At 63.6% G+C, this 16,682-nt stretch carries 16 protein-coding genes; 7 read left to right on the top strand and 9 right to left on the bottom strand.

Going from position 1 to position 16,682, the window contains the following annotated elements; genetic code table 11:
- Nucleotides 1-7 precede the first annotated feature (7 nt).
- Both P9255_RS26450 and P9255_RS26455 read right to left on the bottom strand, forming a co-directional pair.
- Entirely contained in the window at nucleotides 8-3,193 is a 3,186-nt protein-coding gene (locus P9255_RS26450; protein WP_309790683.1) for an efflux RND transporter permease subunit, read from the bottom strand.
- 304 nt (nucleotides 3,194-3,497) lie between these two features.
- Nucleotides 3,498-4,589: a hypothetical protein gene (locus tag P9255_RS26455; protein WP_309764799.1), complete on the bottom strand. Its 1,092-nt coding sequence runs from the start codon at nucleotides 4,587-4,589 to the stop codon at nucleotides 3,498-3,500.
- A 165-nt stretch (nucleotides 4,590-4,754) separates the two neighbouring features.
- On the opposite strand from P9255_RS26455, the gene P9255_RS26460 reads away from it, so the two are divergent.
- The gene (locus tag P9255_RS26460; RefSeq protein ID WP_309765455.1) at nucleotides 4,755-5,006 is read left to right on the top strand and encodes a DUF1272 domain-containing protein; all 252 of its coding nucleotides are present in this window, start codon (nucleotides 4,755-4,757) and stop codon (nucleotides 5,004-5,006) included.
- Between the two features lie 2 nt (nucleotides 5,007-5,008).
- On the opposite strand, the gene P9255_RS26465 is transcribed toward P9255_RS26460, so the two are convergent.
- Complete coding sequence (locus tag P9255_RS26465) at nucleotides 5,009-5,230, bottom strand: hypothetical protein (RefSeq protein WP_309764798.1); 222 nt, start codon at nucleotides 5,228-5,230, stop codon at nucleotides 5,009-5,011.
- A gap of 187 nt (nucleotides 5,231-5,417) precedes the next feature.
- Between P9255_RS26465 and P9255_RS26470 the strand changes: the two genes are divergently transcribed.
- Nucleotides 5,418-6,464, top strand: a complete 1,047-nt coding sequence (locus tag P9255_RS26470; protein WP_309764797.1) for a DUF2235 domain-containing protein — start codon at nucleotides 5,418-5,420, stop codon at nucleotides 6,462-6,464.
- A gap of 12 nt (nucleotides 6,465-6,476) precedes the next feature.
- Here P9255_RS26470 and P9255_RS26475 read toward each other — a convergent pair whose 3' ends face one another.
- Complete coding sequence (locus P9255_RS26475; RefSeq protein ID WP_309764796.1) at nucleotides 6,477-6,875, bottom strand: hypothetical protein; 399 nt, start codon at nucleotides 6,873-6,875, stop codon at nucleotides 6,477-6,479.
- Nucleotides 6,876-7,035: 160 nt separating this feature from the next.
- Here P9255_RS26475 and P9255_RS26480 point away from each other — a divergent pair, with 160 nt between their 5' ends.
- Complete coding sequence (locus P9255_RS26480; protein WP_309764795.1) at nucleotides 7,036-7,794, top strand: SDR family oxidoreductase; 759 nt, start codon at nucleotides 7,036-7,038, stop codon at nucleotides 7,792-7,794.
- Between the two features lie 67 nt (nucleotides 7,795-7,861).
- Here P9255_RS26480 and P9255_RS26485 read toward each other — a convergent pair whose 3' ends face one another.
- Nucleotides 7,862-9,106: a porin gene (locus P9255_RS26485; protein ID WP_309764794.1), complete on the bottom strand. Its 1,245-nt coding sequence runs from the start codon at nucleotides 9,104-9,106 to the stop codon at nucleotides 7,862-7,864.
- Nucleotides 9,107-9,146: 40 nt separating this feature from the next.
- On the opposite strand from P9255_RS26485, the gene P9255_RS26490 reads away from it, so the two are divergent.
- On the top strand, nucleotides 9,147-9,368 hold the full coding sequence (locus tag P9255_RS26490; protein ID WP_309764793.1) for a hypothetical protein: 222 nt from the start codon (nucleotides 9,147-9,149) through the stop codon (nucleotides 9,366-9,368).
- Nucleotides 9,369-9,604: 236 nt separating this feature from the next.
- Here P9255_RS26490 and P9255_RS26495 read toward each other — a convergent pair whose 3' ends face one another.
- From P9255_RS26495 to P9255_RS26505, 3 genes are all read right to left on the bottom strand, one after another.
- Complete coding sequence (locus tag P9255_RS26495; RefSeq protein ID WP_309764792.1) at nucleotides 9,605-9,895, bottom strand: hypothetical protein; 291 nt, start codon at nucleotides 9,893-9,895, stop codon at nucleotides 9,605-9,607.
- A gap of 106 nt (nucleotides 9,896-10,001) precedes the next feature.
- A complete protein-coding gene (locus P9255_RS26500; RefSeq protein ID WP_309764791.1) occupies nucleotides 10,002-11,138 on the bottom strand; it encodes an aromatic ring-hydroxylating dioxygenase subunit alpha in 1,137 nt (378 codons plus the stop codon).
- A gap of 77 nt (nucleotides 11,139-11,215) precedes the next feature.
- Nucleotides 11,216-11,887 (bottom strand): DUF938 domain-containing protein, encoded by a 672-nt coding sequence (locus tag P9255_RS26505; RefSeq protein ID WP_309764790.1) that lies wholly within the window; start codon nucleotides 11,885-11,887, stop codon nucleotides 11,216-11,218.
- Between the two features lie 240 nt (nucleotides 11,888-12,127).
- Here P9255_RS26505 and P9255_RS26510 point away from each other — a divergent pair, with 240 nt between their 5' ends.
- The 3 genes from P9255_RS26510 to P9255_RS26520 all read left to right on the top strand — a co-directional run bounded on the left by P9255_RS26510 (nucleotide 12,128) and on the right by P9255_RS26520 (nucleotide 15,169).
- Nucleotides 12,128-12,682 (top strand): ankyrin repeat domain-containing protein, encoded by a 555-nt coding sequence (locus P9255_RS26510; protein WP_309764789.1) that lies wholly within the window; start codon nucleotides 12,128-12,130, stop codon nucleotides 12,680-12,682.
- Nucleotides 12,683-12,890: 208 nt separating this feature from the next.
- Entirely contained in the window at nucleotides 12,891-13,898 is a 1,008-nt protein-coding gene (locus tag P9255_RS26515) for a hypothetical protein (protein WP_404980457.1), read from the top strand.
- 32 nt (nucleotides 13,899-13,930) lie between these two features.
- The gene (locus P9255_RS26520) at nucleotides 13,931-15,169 is read left to right on the top strand and encodes an MFS transporter (protein ID WP_309764787.1); all 1,239 of its coding nucleotides are present in this window, start codon (nucleotides 13,931-13,933) and stop codon (nucleotides 15,167-15,169) included.
- A 16-nt stretch (nucleotides 15,170-15,185) separates the two neighbouring features.
- Here the strand turns inward: P9255_RS26520 and P9255_RS26525 are convergent, their stop codons facing one another.
- Nucleotides 15,186-16,577, bottom strand: coding sequence for an FAD-containing oxidoreductase (locus tag P9255_RS26525; RefSeq protein WP_309764786.1), 1,392 nt, complete (start codon nucleotides 16,575-16,577; stop codon nucleotides 15,186-15,188).
- Between the last annotated feature and the right edge of the window lie 105 nt (nucleotides 16,578-16,682).

A 16,682-nucleotide genomic window follows, 5' to 3' on the forward strand; every position in this document is an offset into this window, starting at 1 on the left:
CGTAAGTTCAGAAGTGTGCATTCCGCATGCGTTCATCGCGTTCCTTGCGCGCCTCGATGTGCTTGTAGACCATCGAAAACACGACGGGCACGAAGAACAGCGTCGCGACCGTGCCGACCATCAACCCGCCGATCACCGCGCGTCCAAGCGGTGCGTTCTGCTCGCCGCCTTCGCCGAGGCCGATCGCCATCGGCACCATGCCGATCATCATCGCAAGCGCCGTCATCAGCACGGGACGGAATCGCGTATAGCCTGCTTCGAGCGCGGAACGCACGGCATCGCCATGTTCGGCGAGCGCGGAACGCGCAAAGCTCACGACGAGAATGCTGTTCGCGGTCGCAATGCCGATGCACATGATGGCGCCCGTCAGCGCGGGAATCGACAGCGTCGTATGCGTGATGAACAGCATCCACACGATGCCCGCGAGCGCGCCCGGCAACGCGGTGATGATGATGAACGGATCGAGCCACGACTGAAAGTTCACGACGATCAGCAGATACACGAGCACCACGGCCAGTATCAATCCGAGCGCGAGACCGGAGAACGATGTGTTCATCGTTTCGACCTGGCCGCGTATGTCAATGGACGACCCCTTCGGCAACTGTCCGCGCGAATCATCGATGATGCGCTGCACGTCATCCGATACCGCGCCAAGATCGCGGCGTTCCGTGGTCGCATAGAGATTGATGGTGGTCTGCGCGTTGTAGTGATAGACGACCGCGTCGCGCGAGCTGCGCGAAAGCGATGCCAGCGCGCCGAGAATGTTCGTCTTGCCGCTCGCCGATGTCACCGGAATATTGGCCACTGACTGCAGTGAATTCATGTCGTATTGCGGCGCGGTCGTGATGACGTTGTAGCTCACGCCATTGACCGGATTGAGCCAGAACGTCGGCGTCGTCTGCTGGCTGCCGGACAATGTGATGAGCAGGTTGTTCGCGACATCACGCTGCGTGAAGCCGGCCTGCAAGGCTTTCGTGCGATCCACTTCGACATTGATCGAGGGAAGATCGGAAGGCTGCTGTATGCGCGCATCGACGAGACCGGGAACGCGCCGTATCTTCTCCAGCAAATGATTCGCGAAGTCGCGGTTCGCGCGCACGTCGCGGCCGGTGATCGAGATATCGATCGGTGCGGGCAGGCCGAAGTTGAGGATCTGACTGGTGATATCAGCGGGCAGAAACGAAAACGTCACGCCGGGAAACTCTTGCGGCAGGCGCTTTCTCAGCATGCGGATATAGTCGTCCGTCGGCGCGTGATCTTCGTTGAGGCTGATGAGCACGTCGGCATCGGCGGCGCTCACTGTGCCCGTGTTGTTATACGACAGGTTGATGCCCGATACCGGCAAGCCCATGTTGTCGATGAACGAGCGAATCTCGTTGCGAGGGATCAACTCGCGTATACGATTGTCAACGCGGTCGGTTAGCACCGCTGTCTCTTCGATGCGCGTGCCTGTCTTGGTTCGCATGTGCATCGCGATGACGCCCGAATCGACCGAAGGAAAGAAGTCGCGTCCAAGAAACGACGCAAGCGCAAGCGAGAGCAGACAACATGCGAGAAACAGCGATGCGAAGCGGCCCGGATGCGCGAGCCGCGCTTCGAGAAAGGCGCGGTATCGGCTGCGCACTGCCTCGAAACGCCGCTCGAAGCCGAGGTGAATACGCACGAATACGTTGCGCGAACCCTTCATCGATTCGACATCGCCACCCATGTGCCCGTGATGCCGCAAGAGATACTTGGCAAGCGTCGGAATGAGCGTGCGCGAGAAGAAGTACGACGCGAGCATCGCGAACACGACGGCCTCGGCCATCGGCACGAAGAGGTAATGCGCGACGCCTGTCAGCAGGAACATCGGGATGAATACGATGCAGATCGATAGCGTGGAGACGAGCGTCGGCACGGCAATCTGCTGTGCGCCATCGAGGATGGCTTGTTCGAGTTCCTTGCCCTGCTCGAGGTTCTGGCTGATGTTCTCGATCGCGACCGTCGCGTCGTCCACGAGAATGCCCACGGCCAGCGCAAGACCGCCAAGCGTCATGATGTTGATGGTCTGGCCGATCGCCGAAAGCGCGACGATCGACGTCAGCATCGATAGCGGAATGGAAATGGCGATGATGAGCGTCGCGCGCCAGCTGCCGAGAAAGAGCAGCACCATCAATGCAGTGAGTCCCGCTGCGATGACCGCTTCGCGCAGCACGCCGGATACCGATGCACGCACGAACAACGATTGATCCGCGACCGGTTCGATCTTCAGCGATTCGGGCACCATGCCGCGCAAGGTCGGCAAGAGATTTTTCACGCGCGCGACGATATCGAGCGTCGATGCGTTGCCGCTCTTGTTGATCGTCAGTAGCGACGCACGCGTGCCATCGACGCGAACGATGTTGGTTTGCGGCTGGAAACCGTCGCGCACGTGCGCCACGTCCTTGATGTAGATCGTGCCGCCGGGGCCGGTGCGAATGGGGATATCGTTGAGTCCTTCGATGGTGCCCGGGCTGGCATTCAGGCCCACTGAATATTCCATCGAACCGATCTTCGTCGTGCCGGTCGGCAGGATCAGGTTCTGCGCGCTGATCGCATTGACGACATCGGTCGGCGCGAGGTTCTTGGCCTGCAGCTTTTGCGAATCGATATCGACCATGATCTGCCGCTGCTTGCCGCCATAGGGCAGCGGCACGGATGCGCCCTGCACCGTCGCGAGCTGCGTCTTCAGGAAGCTGTTGCCGAAGTCGTAGAGTTGCTGCTCCGTGAGTTCGGCCGACGACAATGCGAGCCGCAGTATCGGCACCGTCGATGCATTGAAGCGCAGGATGTTCGGCGGCGTGATGCCGGGAGGAAGCGAGCGCAACTGCGTCTGCGAGAGCGCGGTGATCTCGGCGATGGCTTCGTTGACGTTCGCGTTCGGCTGGAAATAGATGCGTATGACGGCGATACCCGGCAACGACTCGGATTCGATGTGCTCGATGTCGTTGACCGCCACCGACAAACCGCGCTCATAGTTGAGTGTAATGCGGCGTTCCATCTGGTCCGGCGGCAGTCCGTTGTAACTCCAGATGACGCTGACGACCGGTATGTCGATGTTCGGAAAGATATCGGTAGGCGTGCGCAGGATGACGAGCGGGCCGATGATCAGCAACAGCAGCGACAGGACGATGAACGTGTACGGACGCCTGAGCGCGAGTCTTACGATCCACATCGAAATTCCGCCTGCCCCGTTTGAGTTCGCTATCTGAGTGCCGTGCTGCTTGTCGCCTGCTTCAAAGCCTCGATACGATGACACAAATAGAGCTTACAAAACAAATCGCGCAAACGGTTGCGAGGGTTTATGCGGAAGGTTTCTTCGGATCAGTGAGCTCAGTTTGCATCGTCGCGGGATTGCACAGCATTTGTCGCTGCTCTTGTTGAGCACAACTTGTCGCCCGTGACATGAAACGGTCAGCGCGCCGTCAGTTTTGCACTTGGCATGCGGCGCGTTGCATGCCGCATGCAAAAACGCCAGTTCAGTTTGCGGGAATCGTCACGACCGGCGCCTTCGAGGTATCAGTCACTTCCGCGAGCGCCATCAGGTTCTGCACGACCGTGAACGCGTACTTCGAATCGAAGTCGCCCCTGTCGATCCAGTACTGCGATCGGTCGTAGAGCACGCTCACGTAGGCATCCTGCGGCGCTTTCTCGCCCACCTTCACGACGATGGTCGGCCGCGTCTCGCCGCCGATCAGTCCGATGGTCGGCTTTGTTGCGCCCGTCCCGACCTGCGCGTCCGGCACGGGAATCTGCGCACCGAGGTCGGTCAGGATGCCGAGTACGGAGCGCGTCACCATCGGAATCCGGTCCTTGTCGGAAGACTGGCCATACACGATCTCGTACGTCTTCATCTTCGGCGACAGATGAAGCAGCTTGCGCACGAGCGCGAGATCGTCGGTGATGGCCTTGTTCGTTCCGCTGCGCGTCGCGGCAAGCGTTATGTACACGCGCCCCGCGTGGTCCTCGTTGCGCGATTCCACGTTCAGTTCGCCCGCCAGTTGCAAGCGCCTCAAAGCCTGAATCAGCAGGAAGAACTCCGGCGCGCCCGACGCGTTCGGGCCGCCGAGCGCGTTGCCGTTCTGCAGGCCAGCGATCGATTGCGCGGTCATGCGCAGCAGCAGATCGATCGGCATGCCGCTCTCCGCGAGCGGAAGCACGAGCGTCGGCGGCAGCGGGCGGATGTAGGCGCTCGCGTAGGCGTCGCCGGTCGTCGGGGTGAAGGTGAACGTCGGGTGATTCGAATACGATACGCTGCCCGTCGCCTGTGCATAGTTCGGCTGCGCGCCCGATCCCGCATTCAAAATCGCACCACCGCTTGCATCAAAGTTGTACGCGGCGATGATGCTGCTCACAGTGAGGAACGACGGTGCATCGGCAAAACGCAAGCCGACGATCGCAGCGAGAATTTCGCGCTTCTGGGCATCGCCGAGGGCGCGGGCGTAGTCGACCTGATCGGCTTTCAGCCGCGTGGGGCCGAGGCTGGAACAGCCCGCCGCAAGAAAAGAGGCGCTCAGAACGGCGATGGACAAGGCTTTGGTTGGGATCGTGCTGGCTAGAATCCTGATCATGGGCTCGGGTGAATTAGGCGAGGAGGATCGTCGGCGTGAAGCCGGCGGAACATCGCGGCACCGCAGCAATTTGCATACCGTATGCAAAAAAATCCGACAGGCAACGCTCACCTTGCTATGCTGGCTCGACCATAACGGGCCGAGACCATCAATCGAGGAAACGTGATGCTGGAACTGAGACCAGGCTGTGAGTGCTGCGACAAAGACCTGCCGCCTGATTCCGCCGATGCGCGGATCTGTTCGTTTGAATGCACTTTTTGCGCGGACTGTGCGAGCCGCGTGCTGAATGCAAGATGCCCGAACTGCGGCGGCGAGCTCGTGCCCCGCCCGCGTCGCCCGGTTGAGAAGCTCGCGAAGAACCCGGCATCCACGAAGCGGGTTTTCAATCCGGCTTGCGCGCAGCAGAACTCAAACTGAAGTCACGAAGTGCTGGCCGTGCCGCTGACCGCGCGCTTCGCGGGTGCGCTGGCCGGCGGGCTGTCGTGCTTGCCAGGGGCAATATGGCGGTTGGCCTGCGCGTGTTGCGCGACGAGCGCATCGAGCCGATCCTGAGCGAAACGCGGCCCGTCGTCGCGCGCATAGGCAACGGCGGCTGTCGATGCACAGACGATGAGGAGAATTCCGGCGAAGTGCTTCTTCATGATTCACTCCACGAAAAGACTGCTCCGTAAGTCTGTAGCATCGCACGTCGCCGCGACTCGCGCTCTGTCGTTTCCGACAAAATCCAGCACGGTCACGCCGCGGGTGAACAGGGCGACGTAAAGCGCTTGCATGCCGTGCGCCGATTTCCTATTTGTTAGGACAGAAGACCACGTCCAGGAGATCATCATGACGCGACTCGCCCTCTTCTTCGATGGCACCTGGAACGAGCCGAACGACCGGACCAACGCGTACCTGCTCTACAAGCTGGCGCCCGAATCGGATGAACAGGAAACGCTCTACGTGGCCGGAGTCGGCACGCGAGGCAACGGACTCTTTTCGCTCGCAAGCAAGTTCCTGGGCGGCGCGTTCGGCGACGGCCTTTCCGAGAACATTAGAAGCGGTTACGCATGGCTGTGCGAGCGGTACACGCCGGGCGCATCGATCTATATTTTCGGCTTCTCGCGCGGCGCCTACTCCGCGCGCAGCCTTGCCGGGTTGATCCGCAAATGCGGACTGGCGAATGACTGGGGCACGGATTCCATTCGTCAGGCCTACGGCATCTACCGCGATCAGGCCGTCAGCGCCGAAGACGAATCGGTACAGGCGTATCGCCAGCAATTTTCGCGTGAGGTGGATGTCGCGTTCATCGGCGTATGGGATACGGTTGGTGAACTCGGCATACCGATAGACGGCCTCGCGGTGCCCGGCTTTTCCAGCTACTACAGGTTTCACGACACCACGCTCTCGAATCGCACGAAAGCCGCTTACCACGCGATTGCCGCCAATGAATTCCGCTCGCTGTACAAGCCGACCTTGTGGACGCCAGGCGCGGAAGACCGCGGCGCGTTGCCGCTGGAGCAGCGCTGGTTCGCGGGCGCACATGCGAACGTCGGCGGCGGCTACGTCAGCCCGCCTCGCGATCCGGCCGACCTTTTGCCGCTGATTCCGGCCGAGTGGCTGCGGCAGAAAGCCGAATCCCACGGCCTCGCGTTCGACAAGCCGATCGCCATCCCCGATGCCGCCTACGCGTCGGAGCCCATCGACTCGTATACCGAATTCACCAGCAAGAACCCGCTGCTGCGCGATGTCTGCCAGAAAGTGCCGCGCGCAGCGGGCGCGGCACTGAACGAAACCATCGATCCGAGCCTGTTCGATCGTCTCGATGCGCCCGGCTTCCTCGACTCGTATCCCGCTTTTCGTGAACAACTGCGCGGCTTGCCGCTCGGCCAGTAGGGCCGTGATCGCCTAGAAGATGTGGGGCGGCGTGCGGTCGGTCATGTCGCGCGGCAGCGTTTCGTCGAGTTCGAATTCGACGTTCGGGAAGTCCTGCAGACGCCCGCTCACTTCCGCTTCGCGCTCGCTCGTGAAAAGGCCATCGAGATAGTCGAACGTGAGCTTGTCGACGAGCGCCTTGAGCGCCAGTTCCGGACTGCGCTTCGGCTCGACCGAAATATCGTCGACGTCGAGGCGCGCGCAGAACTGTCCGTTACTCGAATCCATCGCGCCGATATCGATCACCTTGCCGTCGACGTTCTGCGCGAGCACGCGCTGCTCCACCGCGAAGAGGCGGAACGGTCGAGCAAGACCGGGCGCATCGCCGCCTTGGGCTGAACTGTCCTGTTTCGAGTTGCCTGCTGTCGTCATGGCGATTTCTCCATTGATGCGTTGATCGAAGCGAAGCAGCAAGGCACGCGCCCGCGCACGATGCGCTGCAGCATCGCGCGGAGTTTCCTTGAGCGCCCGGTCGTCCTACAGTTCGTGCATCGTTCAACGCAACGCAAAGGAGCAGCCAGTGGACGGATACATGAGCTCAAAGGTCGCAGTCATCACAGGCGCCGGCCGCGGACTCGGACGCAGCGCGGCGCTCAAGCTCGCGCAACAGGGCGTCGGCATCATCGGCACGTGGAACAGCGACGCCGCGTCGGCCGAAGCGGTAGCCGGCGAGATCGAGGAACTCGGATGCAAGTGCGCGATGCTCAAGCTCGACGTCAGCCGATGCGAAACCTTCGGCGCGTTCGGCGATGAAGTGTGCAAGGCACTGGAACAGACCTTCGAGCGCACCAACTTCGACTTTCTGGTGAACAACGCGGGAATCGGCGCGAACGCGCCCTTCGCCGAAACCACACCGGAGCAGTTCGACACGCTCGTCAACATTCATCTGAAGGGGCCGTTCTTTTTGACGCAGACGTTGCTGCCGTACTTGCACGAGGAAGGGAGCATCGTGAACGTGTCGAGCGGACTGACGCGTTTCGCGCTGCCCGGCTTCGCGGCGTATGCGACGATGAAAGGCGGCATCGAAGTGCTCACCCGTTATCTTGCGAAGGAACTGGGCCCGCACGGCATCACGGTGAATACCATCGCGCCGGGGGCGATCGAAACGGATTTCGGCGGCGGAACCGTGCGCGACGATCAGGACGTGAACGACTTCGTTGCGCAGAACACGGCGCTCGGACGCGCGGGCGTCCCGGACGACATCGGCGGTGCGATTGCGGCCATGCTGTCCGAAGGCAATCGATGGATGACTGCGCAGCGCGTGGAGGTGTCGGGCGGAATGTTCATCTGACGCAATGCGCGGGCCGAAAAAAAACCGGGCGCCGAGGCGTCCGGTTTTCTCGTGGAGCGAGTAAAGCTCAGAAGCGGTGGATGATGCCCACGCCTGCCGCGAACATGCTGCGCGATGCGGACGGCGCACTCTGGAAGCCGTCGCCGATCGATGCGTTCGCTGCTCCCTGACGGAGGACGCCGCTCGACGGGTAGTACAACGTGTTTCCGTTGGCGCGCTGGAACGCTTCCAGTGCGTACAGGCCAGTACGCTTCGACAGCGAGTAATACTGCGACAGGTTGAACTGGTGGTACGACGCGGCATCGGAAATGCCGTTAGCCTTGCTGGCCCACGTGTAGCTGTAGCCCGCTGCGAAGTCCCATGCCGATGAAGCCTTCCAGTGCAGGACGCCGCCCGCCGTGTTGAAGACGGCCTCATCGGTGAACTGCGAGTTGATGCCCGGAATGTACTGAACGTTCGTGTAGGTCAGCGAGATGTCCCACGCACTGTTGAACGCATAGCCGCCGGCGACGGCGAAACGCTGTTGCGCCTGCGCACGCTGATAACCCGACGTGATCGCGGAAACGCCCGGCTGGCCGGCGCCCGTCGTGCTCGTCGTGTCGTTGATCGTGGTCGAGCTGCCGCTGTAGATACCGCCGCCAGGAGCCGCGTTGTTAATGCGCGAGAACGCCACCGTGCCGCCGACCGGGCCTTGCTGATACTGCAACGCTGCCGACCACGTCGAACCCTGATACGCGCTGCCCGGAACGCCGGCGAACGAGTACGAGCCGCTTGCCGTGAAGCCGTAGAGCTTCGGAGTCGTGTAGACGATCGAGTTATTCGCGCGGTAGATGGTATCGAGGCCGTCCACGTCGCCCGGATGCGCGCCGAAGTAGCCCGTCAGCCAGTTCGTCGGGCTATACGGTGCGAGCAGCGTGTAGTAAGACGTGTACTGACGACCCAGAGTCAACGTACCGTAAGCCGGGTTCGTCAAACCGATCCAGGCCTGACGGCCGAACATCGCGTTGGAGAATTGCTGCGAACCGCTGTTGATATCGAAGCCCGATTCCAGCTGGAAGATGGCCTTATTGCCGCCACCGAGGTCTTCAGCGCCCTTCAGGCCGAAACGGCTGCCGGCCCAGATGCCCGAAGCCAGCTTGACGTTCGAACGACCCGGGTTCGTGCGCGCCAGATTCGTCTGGCTGCTCTGATAAACGATCGAGTCGTCGACGATACCGTACAGCGTCACGCTGCTTTGCGCGAAAGCCGGCGCAGCGGCTGCAAACGCGGTCGCGGCGATGACGGCGGCCTGGGTCTTTTTGAAGCCTTTCATTTCTTCTCCTCTTGCATCGTGCGGTATGGGCGAACTGTGCATGGCCGATAGTGAAACCCCCAAACCGGGAACGTTCTCCGGTTACATCGGCCGTAACTTTTATCGCTGGCAAGTGTATGGCTTACCGATAGAATCCGAAAGAATCGCGCGCGCTGGTGTCGTTTTTTTTCACCGCATGGTTAACCAGTATTTGCGAGTCGGCAAATATTCGGCATTCGGTCACCAACATGACAAAAGCCTGACGGCAACGGGGCGTCGTTAAACCGTCGGCGCGTGCGAAAGCGCCGTGGCATAAGGCTGCGGGGGAGAATCGGTGAGACCTTCCGGAGATGCGTCCCGTAAGGAAACGGGTATCCGCGCGAGAACTGAACCGCGTAATGCGAAACCCTTTAGCGCCGCCTCGGATAAGCGAAGCCGATTTTCTTCGTAAGCACCGGGAAAGCAGCGACGATAAGACGCGAGCGACACGCGAAAGCCGCGCGTCGCCCGAAGATTGAATTACTGCTCGATTTTCGCGCGCAACTCGCGGGCCGTTTCCAGCAGTCCCTCATAGCCGGAACGCGCATGCGACGGCAGGTCGGGATCGCCGACGAGCGTGCCGAGCGTCTCGATCAGGCTATACAGAATGCCCTTCGCCGCCCCGGCGGCCATCCGCCCTGCAGCGACGGATTCGTCGACGTGCGTGATCGCCGCATCGAAATGCTCGACGTTCGGATGCGGCTCCTGGAGATCGGGCTCGGTCGAGCGTATCTGGCGCAAATCGCGCGGCTCGGTCGGGTCGGTGCTCATGATGGTCTGCCTCCGGTGGCTGGTGCGAGCTTCATGTATAGCGCCGCAGCGCGCTGGCCGCAATCCGTGCGTGCCGCGCCGCAGTGTCGCGCTGCATGGCGGCCGGTCACGACGCAGGCAACTCTTCCACCGGCACGATGCGATGCACGGTCGCACCACGATGCGGCGCGCCATGTTCCATCAGCAGCGCGCGCAGTTCGTTGATGACGGGAAAGACTTCGTGATTGTGGTCCGCGCCCTGCCGGTCATGTGCTTCCTGTTCACGCTCGACGATCCACCGGTCTTCTTTGAAGATACGCTCGGTAAACCACACGAGCAGCGGCCACGCGGCATCGAGCAGAACGGGAATCTTCGGGCGGCGAATCGACAACAGCCCGAACGTGCGATTGGTGCGCTGCTTTGCATCGAGTGGAACGTAGGCGATCCACAGATCCATCACCATCGTCTCGTCCTTCGTGCGGATCTTGAGCGTCTGGTACGGGTACTCCGTGCGGATGGTCATCACGTCCTTCTGCGCCGGATCGGGTTTCGCGCCGCGCTTCTGGCCGAAGACGAGCGCCTCGCCGATCGGCTGCTTGCCCGCCTCACGCGCGAAGGTGTAATCGACCTCGATCCAGTCCTCACCCCGCCGGCGCCCCACGGACCGCGCGCGCATGCTGCCCATCTGCCGCCGGTGCAGGAACTGATGGTTCATGTCCATCAGATTCTCGTGCATGAAGGTGTAATGGCAGTTCACTTTCTGCCCGAAGCGGCGCGTCTTGTAGGTCTTGTCGACGGCGGAAGCGAGCGAAGGAAACCGCGCGGTGTCGGCGAGTTGCGGATCGCCGGTGAAGACGAACACCAGCCCCGCTTCTTCGCGGCACGGATACGCGCGCACGCCATTGGGCAGGCGCTCGCGGCCGAGATACGGAATGTCGGTGCAGCGGCCGGTGCAGTCGTAGGTCCAGCCGTGATAGCAGCAGCGGATCGATTCGCCGTCGACGACGCCCGCCGAAAGCGGCACCTGCCGGTGCGCGCAACGGTCTTCGAGCGCGAACACCTTGCCCGAGTCCGTTCGAACGAGCACGATGGGATCGCCCGCGAAGCGCACCGCATGCGCGTGACCGCGCTTCACTTCGCGCGACCATGCGAGCGGATACCAGTGATCGGGATGAATGTCGATGCGGCGCAGATCGCGCGGCGGGCTTGCGGACGTATCGATGGGACCGGCTTCCTGCTCGCCTTGCGGCAACGCTGCGTGCATGTAGAACGCCTCCGGTGGAAGGAGATCGGATTACGCGCCGGTACGCATGCCGGCGCAATGGAACGATCTCTCGCAGTCTACACGGCGTCGCCGGTTTCGGCGCAAGTGGCAGCTATGCTTGGTGCTTGCCTGATGAACACGAGACTGAAGTTGTTCGCGGGCATCGGCACGATCTCCGCGAGCGCGAAACCGGCGCGGTTCGCCAGCGACTCGACCGCTTCGAGATCACGCACGCCCCACAGTTCATTGGTTGCGCGCAGTTGGGCATCGAACGCTTCGTTGCTCGGCGCAGTGTGCGCGCCGTTGCGTCGATACGGCCCATACAGGTACAGTACGCCCCCCGCACTCAGTCGTTCGGCGGCGCCGCGCACGAGCGCCTCGGCCGCCTGCCACGGCGCAATGTGGATCATATTGATGCACACGATGGCCGCAACCGCGCCGATGCCCCAATCGCCGTGCGTCACGTCGATGGCGAGCGGCGGGTTCAGGTTTGCGAGACCGGCGTGCGCGCGCCAGGCCGCGATGGAGTCGCGGGCGGCGGCGTCGGGATCGCTCGGCTGCCAGACGACGCCCGGCAACGCGGCCGCGCAGTGGACGGCGTGTTGTCCCGTGCCGCTCGCTATCTCGAGCACGACGCCCCGAGCCGGCAGTACGCGTGCGAGGACGGCTAGAATCGCATCGCGATTGCGTTCGGCGGCGGGCGCGCGGCGGCGTATGGCGTCGTCCGGAGTCGTTGGAGAGTGCGTCATGGATGGCGGCGTGGAAGACGGGAAGTGTCGTCGAGCCTAAGGGCGCACATGCCGCATCGTCAAGCAATGCGACGCCGCTGCCGAGCGTGGCGCAGAACGTGCTGCCTGCGGGCCGGGTGCGGCGCGTCGTCAAACCTGTGTATGCTGCCGATGATTCCGCCAGCGCATCGTGCGCCACGCATCGTCGAATGCATTACGACCAACCGGCCGCGCACCGCCGCGTGTCCATCGGAGCGAAACATGCAGCAGGACCCCAACGCCGATTCGCACAATGCACCTCGCGAAGGCCCTGACGAAGAAACCATTGCGTTCGCAGCCGAAGTCTTCAACGCCGCGCGCCGGGGCGACGCCCCGATGCTCGACGCCCTGCTTCATAAGGGCTTGCCGCCGAACCTGCTCAACGACAAGGGCGACAGCCTCGTGATGCTCGCGAGCTACCACGGCCACGCCGACGCCGTGCGCGTGCTGCTCGAGCACGAGGCCGATCCGGACCTGCGCAACGACAACGGCCAGACGCCGATCGCGGGCGCGGCGTTCAAGGGCTTCAGGGACGTGATCGACACGCTGCTCGCGCATGGCGCGGACGTGGAAGGCGCATCGCCCGATGGACGCACGGCGCTGATGATCGCGGCAATGTTCAATCGCGTGGAAATCGTCGATCTGCTGATTGCGCGCGGCGCGAATCCAGACGCGCGCGACCAGGGCGGCCTCTGCGCCCGCGACTTCGCGCAGAGAATGGGCGCGGCCGATACGGCGGCGCGGCTCGCTGAGCGGCCCGCACCGCCCGGCGCATGATCCGCGCGGATCACAGGGCCGCACGCTCGCCGCGTCGGCCGACAAAATGCAAACCAGGAAGGCGGCACGGATACATGGAGCTTTTGTGATGACAGGCGGTATCTCGACCGGCCATGCGGCGTTCGCAGCGCCTCTTTGCACACAGCATGCACGGCATGCCGCATTGCGCCTGATCGCCGGGTTGTCGCGGTTCTCGAACTGCTTCGTCATGCTCGCCGCGTGCGCGTTGTCGGCGTGCGGCATCTTTCCGCAGCAGACGCCCGCGCCCATCGTCGAGCACTCGTACATCCCGGCGCCGAACGAGACCGAGATCGCCGATAGCGACGAGCCCGCGTCCGTCGTCGTCGCGCCCGAGCCGGCCTCGGCTGTGAAACCGCCGCCCGCACCGAAGCCGAAGCGCCGCATCGTGAAGCCGAAGCCGCCGGAGCCCGTCGTCGCGACGCCCGCCGAGCCGCCTGAACCGCCGCCGCCGCCGCAGATCATCGCGACGCGCATCATGCAGCACGATCAGTTGCACGGCCTCCTCGACGCCGAAGTGCAGCGCCCGGACGGCAAGGTCGTGGGCCGCGCGGTGGACATGTACGTCGATACGTCCACGAAGCCGAAACTGCTGATGGTCAACCTGTCGGGCTTTCTCGGCGTCGGCGATCGCAAGGTGAACTTCCCGTGGACCGCGTTCCGGTTCACGCCGAACGCGAAGGCCGCGCCGATCACGTTCCTGCCCCCGCCGCCGCCCGCGAAAGGCAAGGCCGCGGACCCGCCGCCAAAGCCGCTGCCCGTCAACGAGACGCCTCCGACCTTCATGCAACTCGTCGATTCGACGGTGACGCAAAAGAACGGCGCGCGCATCGGACGCGTGGTCGACGTACTCGTCGATTCTCAAGCGCAGCCTCAGGCGCTCGTCGTGGATCTGTCGAGTTCACTCGCGGCGGATAAACGCCACGTCGCGGTGAACTGGGGCGATCTGCAGGTCGTCTCTCGCAACAAGCAGCTCGCCTTGCAGATGGATTTCAACGACGCACAGCTCAAGGCCTCGCCGACTTACGGGCCCGAGCAGCCGATCAAGATCGTATCGCCGGTCGCGCCGGTGGCGGCTTCATCGGCGACGGCTGCGGCCTCGGCGGCTTCCGCGGGATCGGCCGCGCATTCCGGCACGACCGCTTCCGGCGCGGTGGCGGCGCAGGCTTCCTCGTCGGGCGCGCGGCCCGCCCGATAACCGGATCACGACATGGATAACCGAATCACGACATGGTAATTGCACGAAGTCTGCGTGCGCTCGACTGGCTGAACTTCTTCGTCGCCAACGTGCAGACTGGCTTCGGCCCCTTCATTGCGTCGTATCTCGCCGCCCACAAGTGGACGCAGGGCGAGATCGGCCTGATGCTGTCCGTCGGCACGATCAGCGCGATGGCGAGCCAGCTTCCCGCAGGCGCGCTCGTCGATGCCATGCGCAACAAGAAGTTCGCGGCGCTCTCGGCGATCATCGCGATCATCGTGAGCGCCCTGCTGCTCGCCGCGAGCCCGACCTTCATCCCCGTCTTCGCCGCCGAAGTGCTGCACGGCTTCGCGAGCTGCATGCTCGTCCCGGCGATGGCCGCCATTTCGCTCGCCCTCGTCTCGCGCGCCGATCTCGGCGACCGGCTCGGCCGCAATGCGCGCTGGGCGTCGATCGGCAGCGCGCTGACCGCCGCGCTGATGGGCGCGTTCGGCGAATACCTGTCGCTGCGCTCGGTGTTCTTCCTGACGGCGGCGCTCGCGCTGCCGGCGATCGTCGCGCTGCGGATGATTCACTACGATCCGCCGCCCGCCGTGCCGCGCACCCCGGCCGGCAAGCCGAAGCTCACGCCCGAGGGCGAAGAGCGCGAATCGCTGCGCGAGTTGCTCAAGGACAGGCGTCTGCTGATCTTTGCCGCGTGCGTCGTGCTGTTCCACCTTTCCAACGCGGCGATGCTCAATCTCGCCGCCGGCGAAGTCACGGCGCACATGGGCGACAACGTTCAACTCGTGATCGCGGCGTGCATCATCGTGCCGCAGTTCATCGTCGCGGCATTGTCGCCCTGGGTCGGGCGACAGGCGCAGAAGTGGGGCCGGCGGCCCGTCCTGATCCTCGGTTTCTGCGCGCTGCCGATCCGCGCGCTGCTGTTCGCGGGCGTGAGCAGCCCGTATCTGCTGGTGCCGGTGCAGATGCTCGACGGCATCAGCGCAGCCGTGTTCGGCGTGATGCTGCCGCTGATCGCCGCCGATGTTGCAGGCGGGCGCGGGCATTACAACCTCACGATCGGTTTCTTCGGTCTCGCCGCGGGCGTCGGTGCGACGCTCTCGACGGCGGCGGCGGGCTTCGCGGCGGATCGCTTCGGCACGGCGATGAGCTTTTTCGGCCTGGCCGGCGCGGGCGCGCTGGCGGTGGCGCTGGTCTGGCTGGCGATGCCCGAAACGCGCACCGCACACGCCGCGCCGGTAGTGGAAAAGCCGCCCGTGGAGGCGTGACGCGCGTTCGCCGCCTTCAGCAGAGCGGCTTCAGATCGCCGAGCAGGGTCGGCACGAGTTCGCTCACGGTCGGATGCACGTGCATCGCGCGTTGCAGCGTGGTGTACGGCGCATCGGCGTTCATGATGTCGACGAAGGTGTGAATCACCTCGTCGCCCTCGATACCGTAGATCGCCGCACCGAGAATGCGCTTCGTATCCGCATCGACGAGCGCCTTCATGAAACCGTCGGTTTCGCCACGCTCGCGCGCGCGGCCGACGCGGGTCATCGGCATCGTCGCGATCAACGCCTCGCGGCCGTCCTTGCGCACGTCCTCTTCGCTCATGCCGACGCGGGCGAACGGCGGATCGACGAACACCGCGTAAGTCATGATGCGCGTATCGACGCTGCGCGACTCTCCATCGATCACATTGGCCGCGACGATCTCGTAGTCATTCCAAGAGGTATGCGTGAACGCGCCGCGCCCGTTGACGTCTCCAATGGCCCAGACGCCTTCCACGTTCGTGCGCAACTGGCCGTCCACGTCGATCAGACCATGCCTGTTCACTGCGATGCCCGCTCGATCGAGACCGAGGTCATCGGTATTCGGCGTGCGCCCGGTCGCAAAAAGCAGGTGCGATGCAACGATCGGTTCACCGCCGAGTGAGATGCGCAGCGCGTCCCCCGAATGCCCGACGCGCTCCACGCGCTCGGCTTCAGCGCCGAAACGGAACTCGACGCCCTCGCGCACGAGCACGTCCTGCATCGCGCGCGCGATGTCGGCGTCCTCGCGCGTGAGGATGCGATCGCCGCGCACGAGCAGCGTGACGCGGCTGCCGAAGCGCCTGAACATCTGCCCGAATTCCAGCGCGATGTAGCTCGCCCCGACGATCACGAGATGCTCCGGCACTTCCGTCAGTTCGAGAATCGTCGAATTCGTGAGATACCGGACGCCGTCCAGCCCGTCGATGTGCGGAACCGTCGCACGCGTGCCGGTGTTGATGAAGATCATGTCGGCGCGGATGTCCTGCGTCGAGCCGTCGTCGCTCCGGATGCTGAGCGCATGCGGCCCGGTGAACCGCCCATGCCCTTTGAAGACGGTCACATTCGGCGTGCCGCGCAGCCATTTCTCGATGCCATCGCGCGACGCACCGATGACCTCGTCCTTGCGCGCCTTCACGCGCGCCATGTCGATCGTGATCTCGCCGCCGATATCGACGCCGTACCTCGACGCCGTCCGCGCCACGTGCGCCGCCCGCGCGCTCGCCACATAGGTCTTGGTCGGCGTGCAACCGACGTTCACACAGGTGCCGCCGAAGCGGTGCCGTTCGATCACCGCTGTTCGCTTGCCGCTTTGCGCAAGCCGCACGGCCAGCGGTGAACCGCCCTGTCCCGTGCCGATGACGACTGCATCGAAATGCTGTGACATGCGTGAGCCTCCGTGACGTGCATCGACGCGATTGTTCTGAACGATGCGTACATGATCGGGATGAAAACGCCCGGCCATCTTACGCCGAACGCCGCCGACGGGCAC

This window comes from Caballeronia sp. LZ019, from assembly GCF_031450825.1.
GTDB lineage: Bacteria > Pseudomonadota > Gammaproteobacteria > Burkholderiales > Burkholderiaceae > Caballeronia.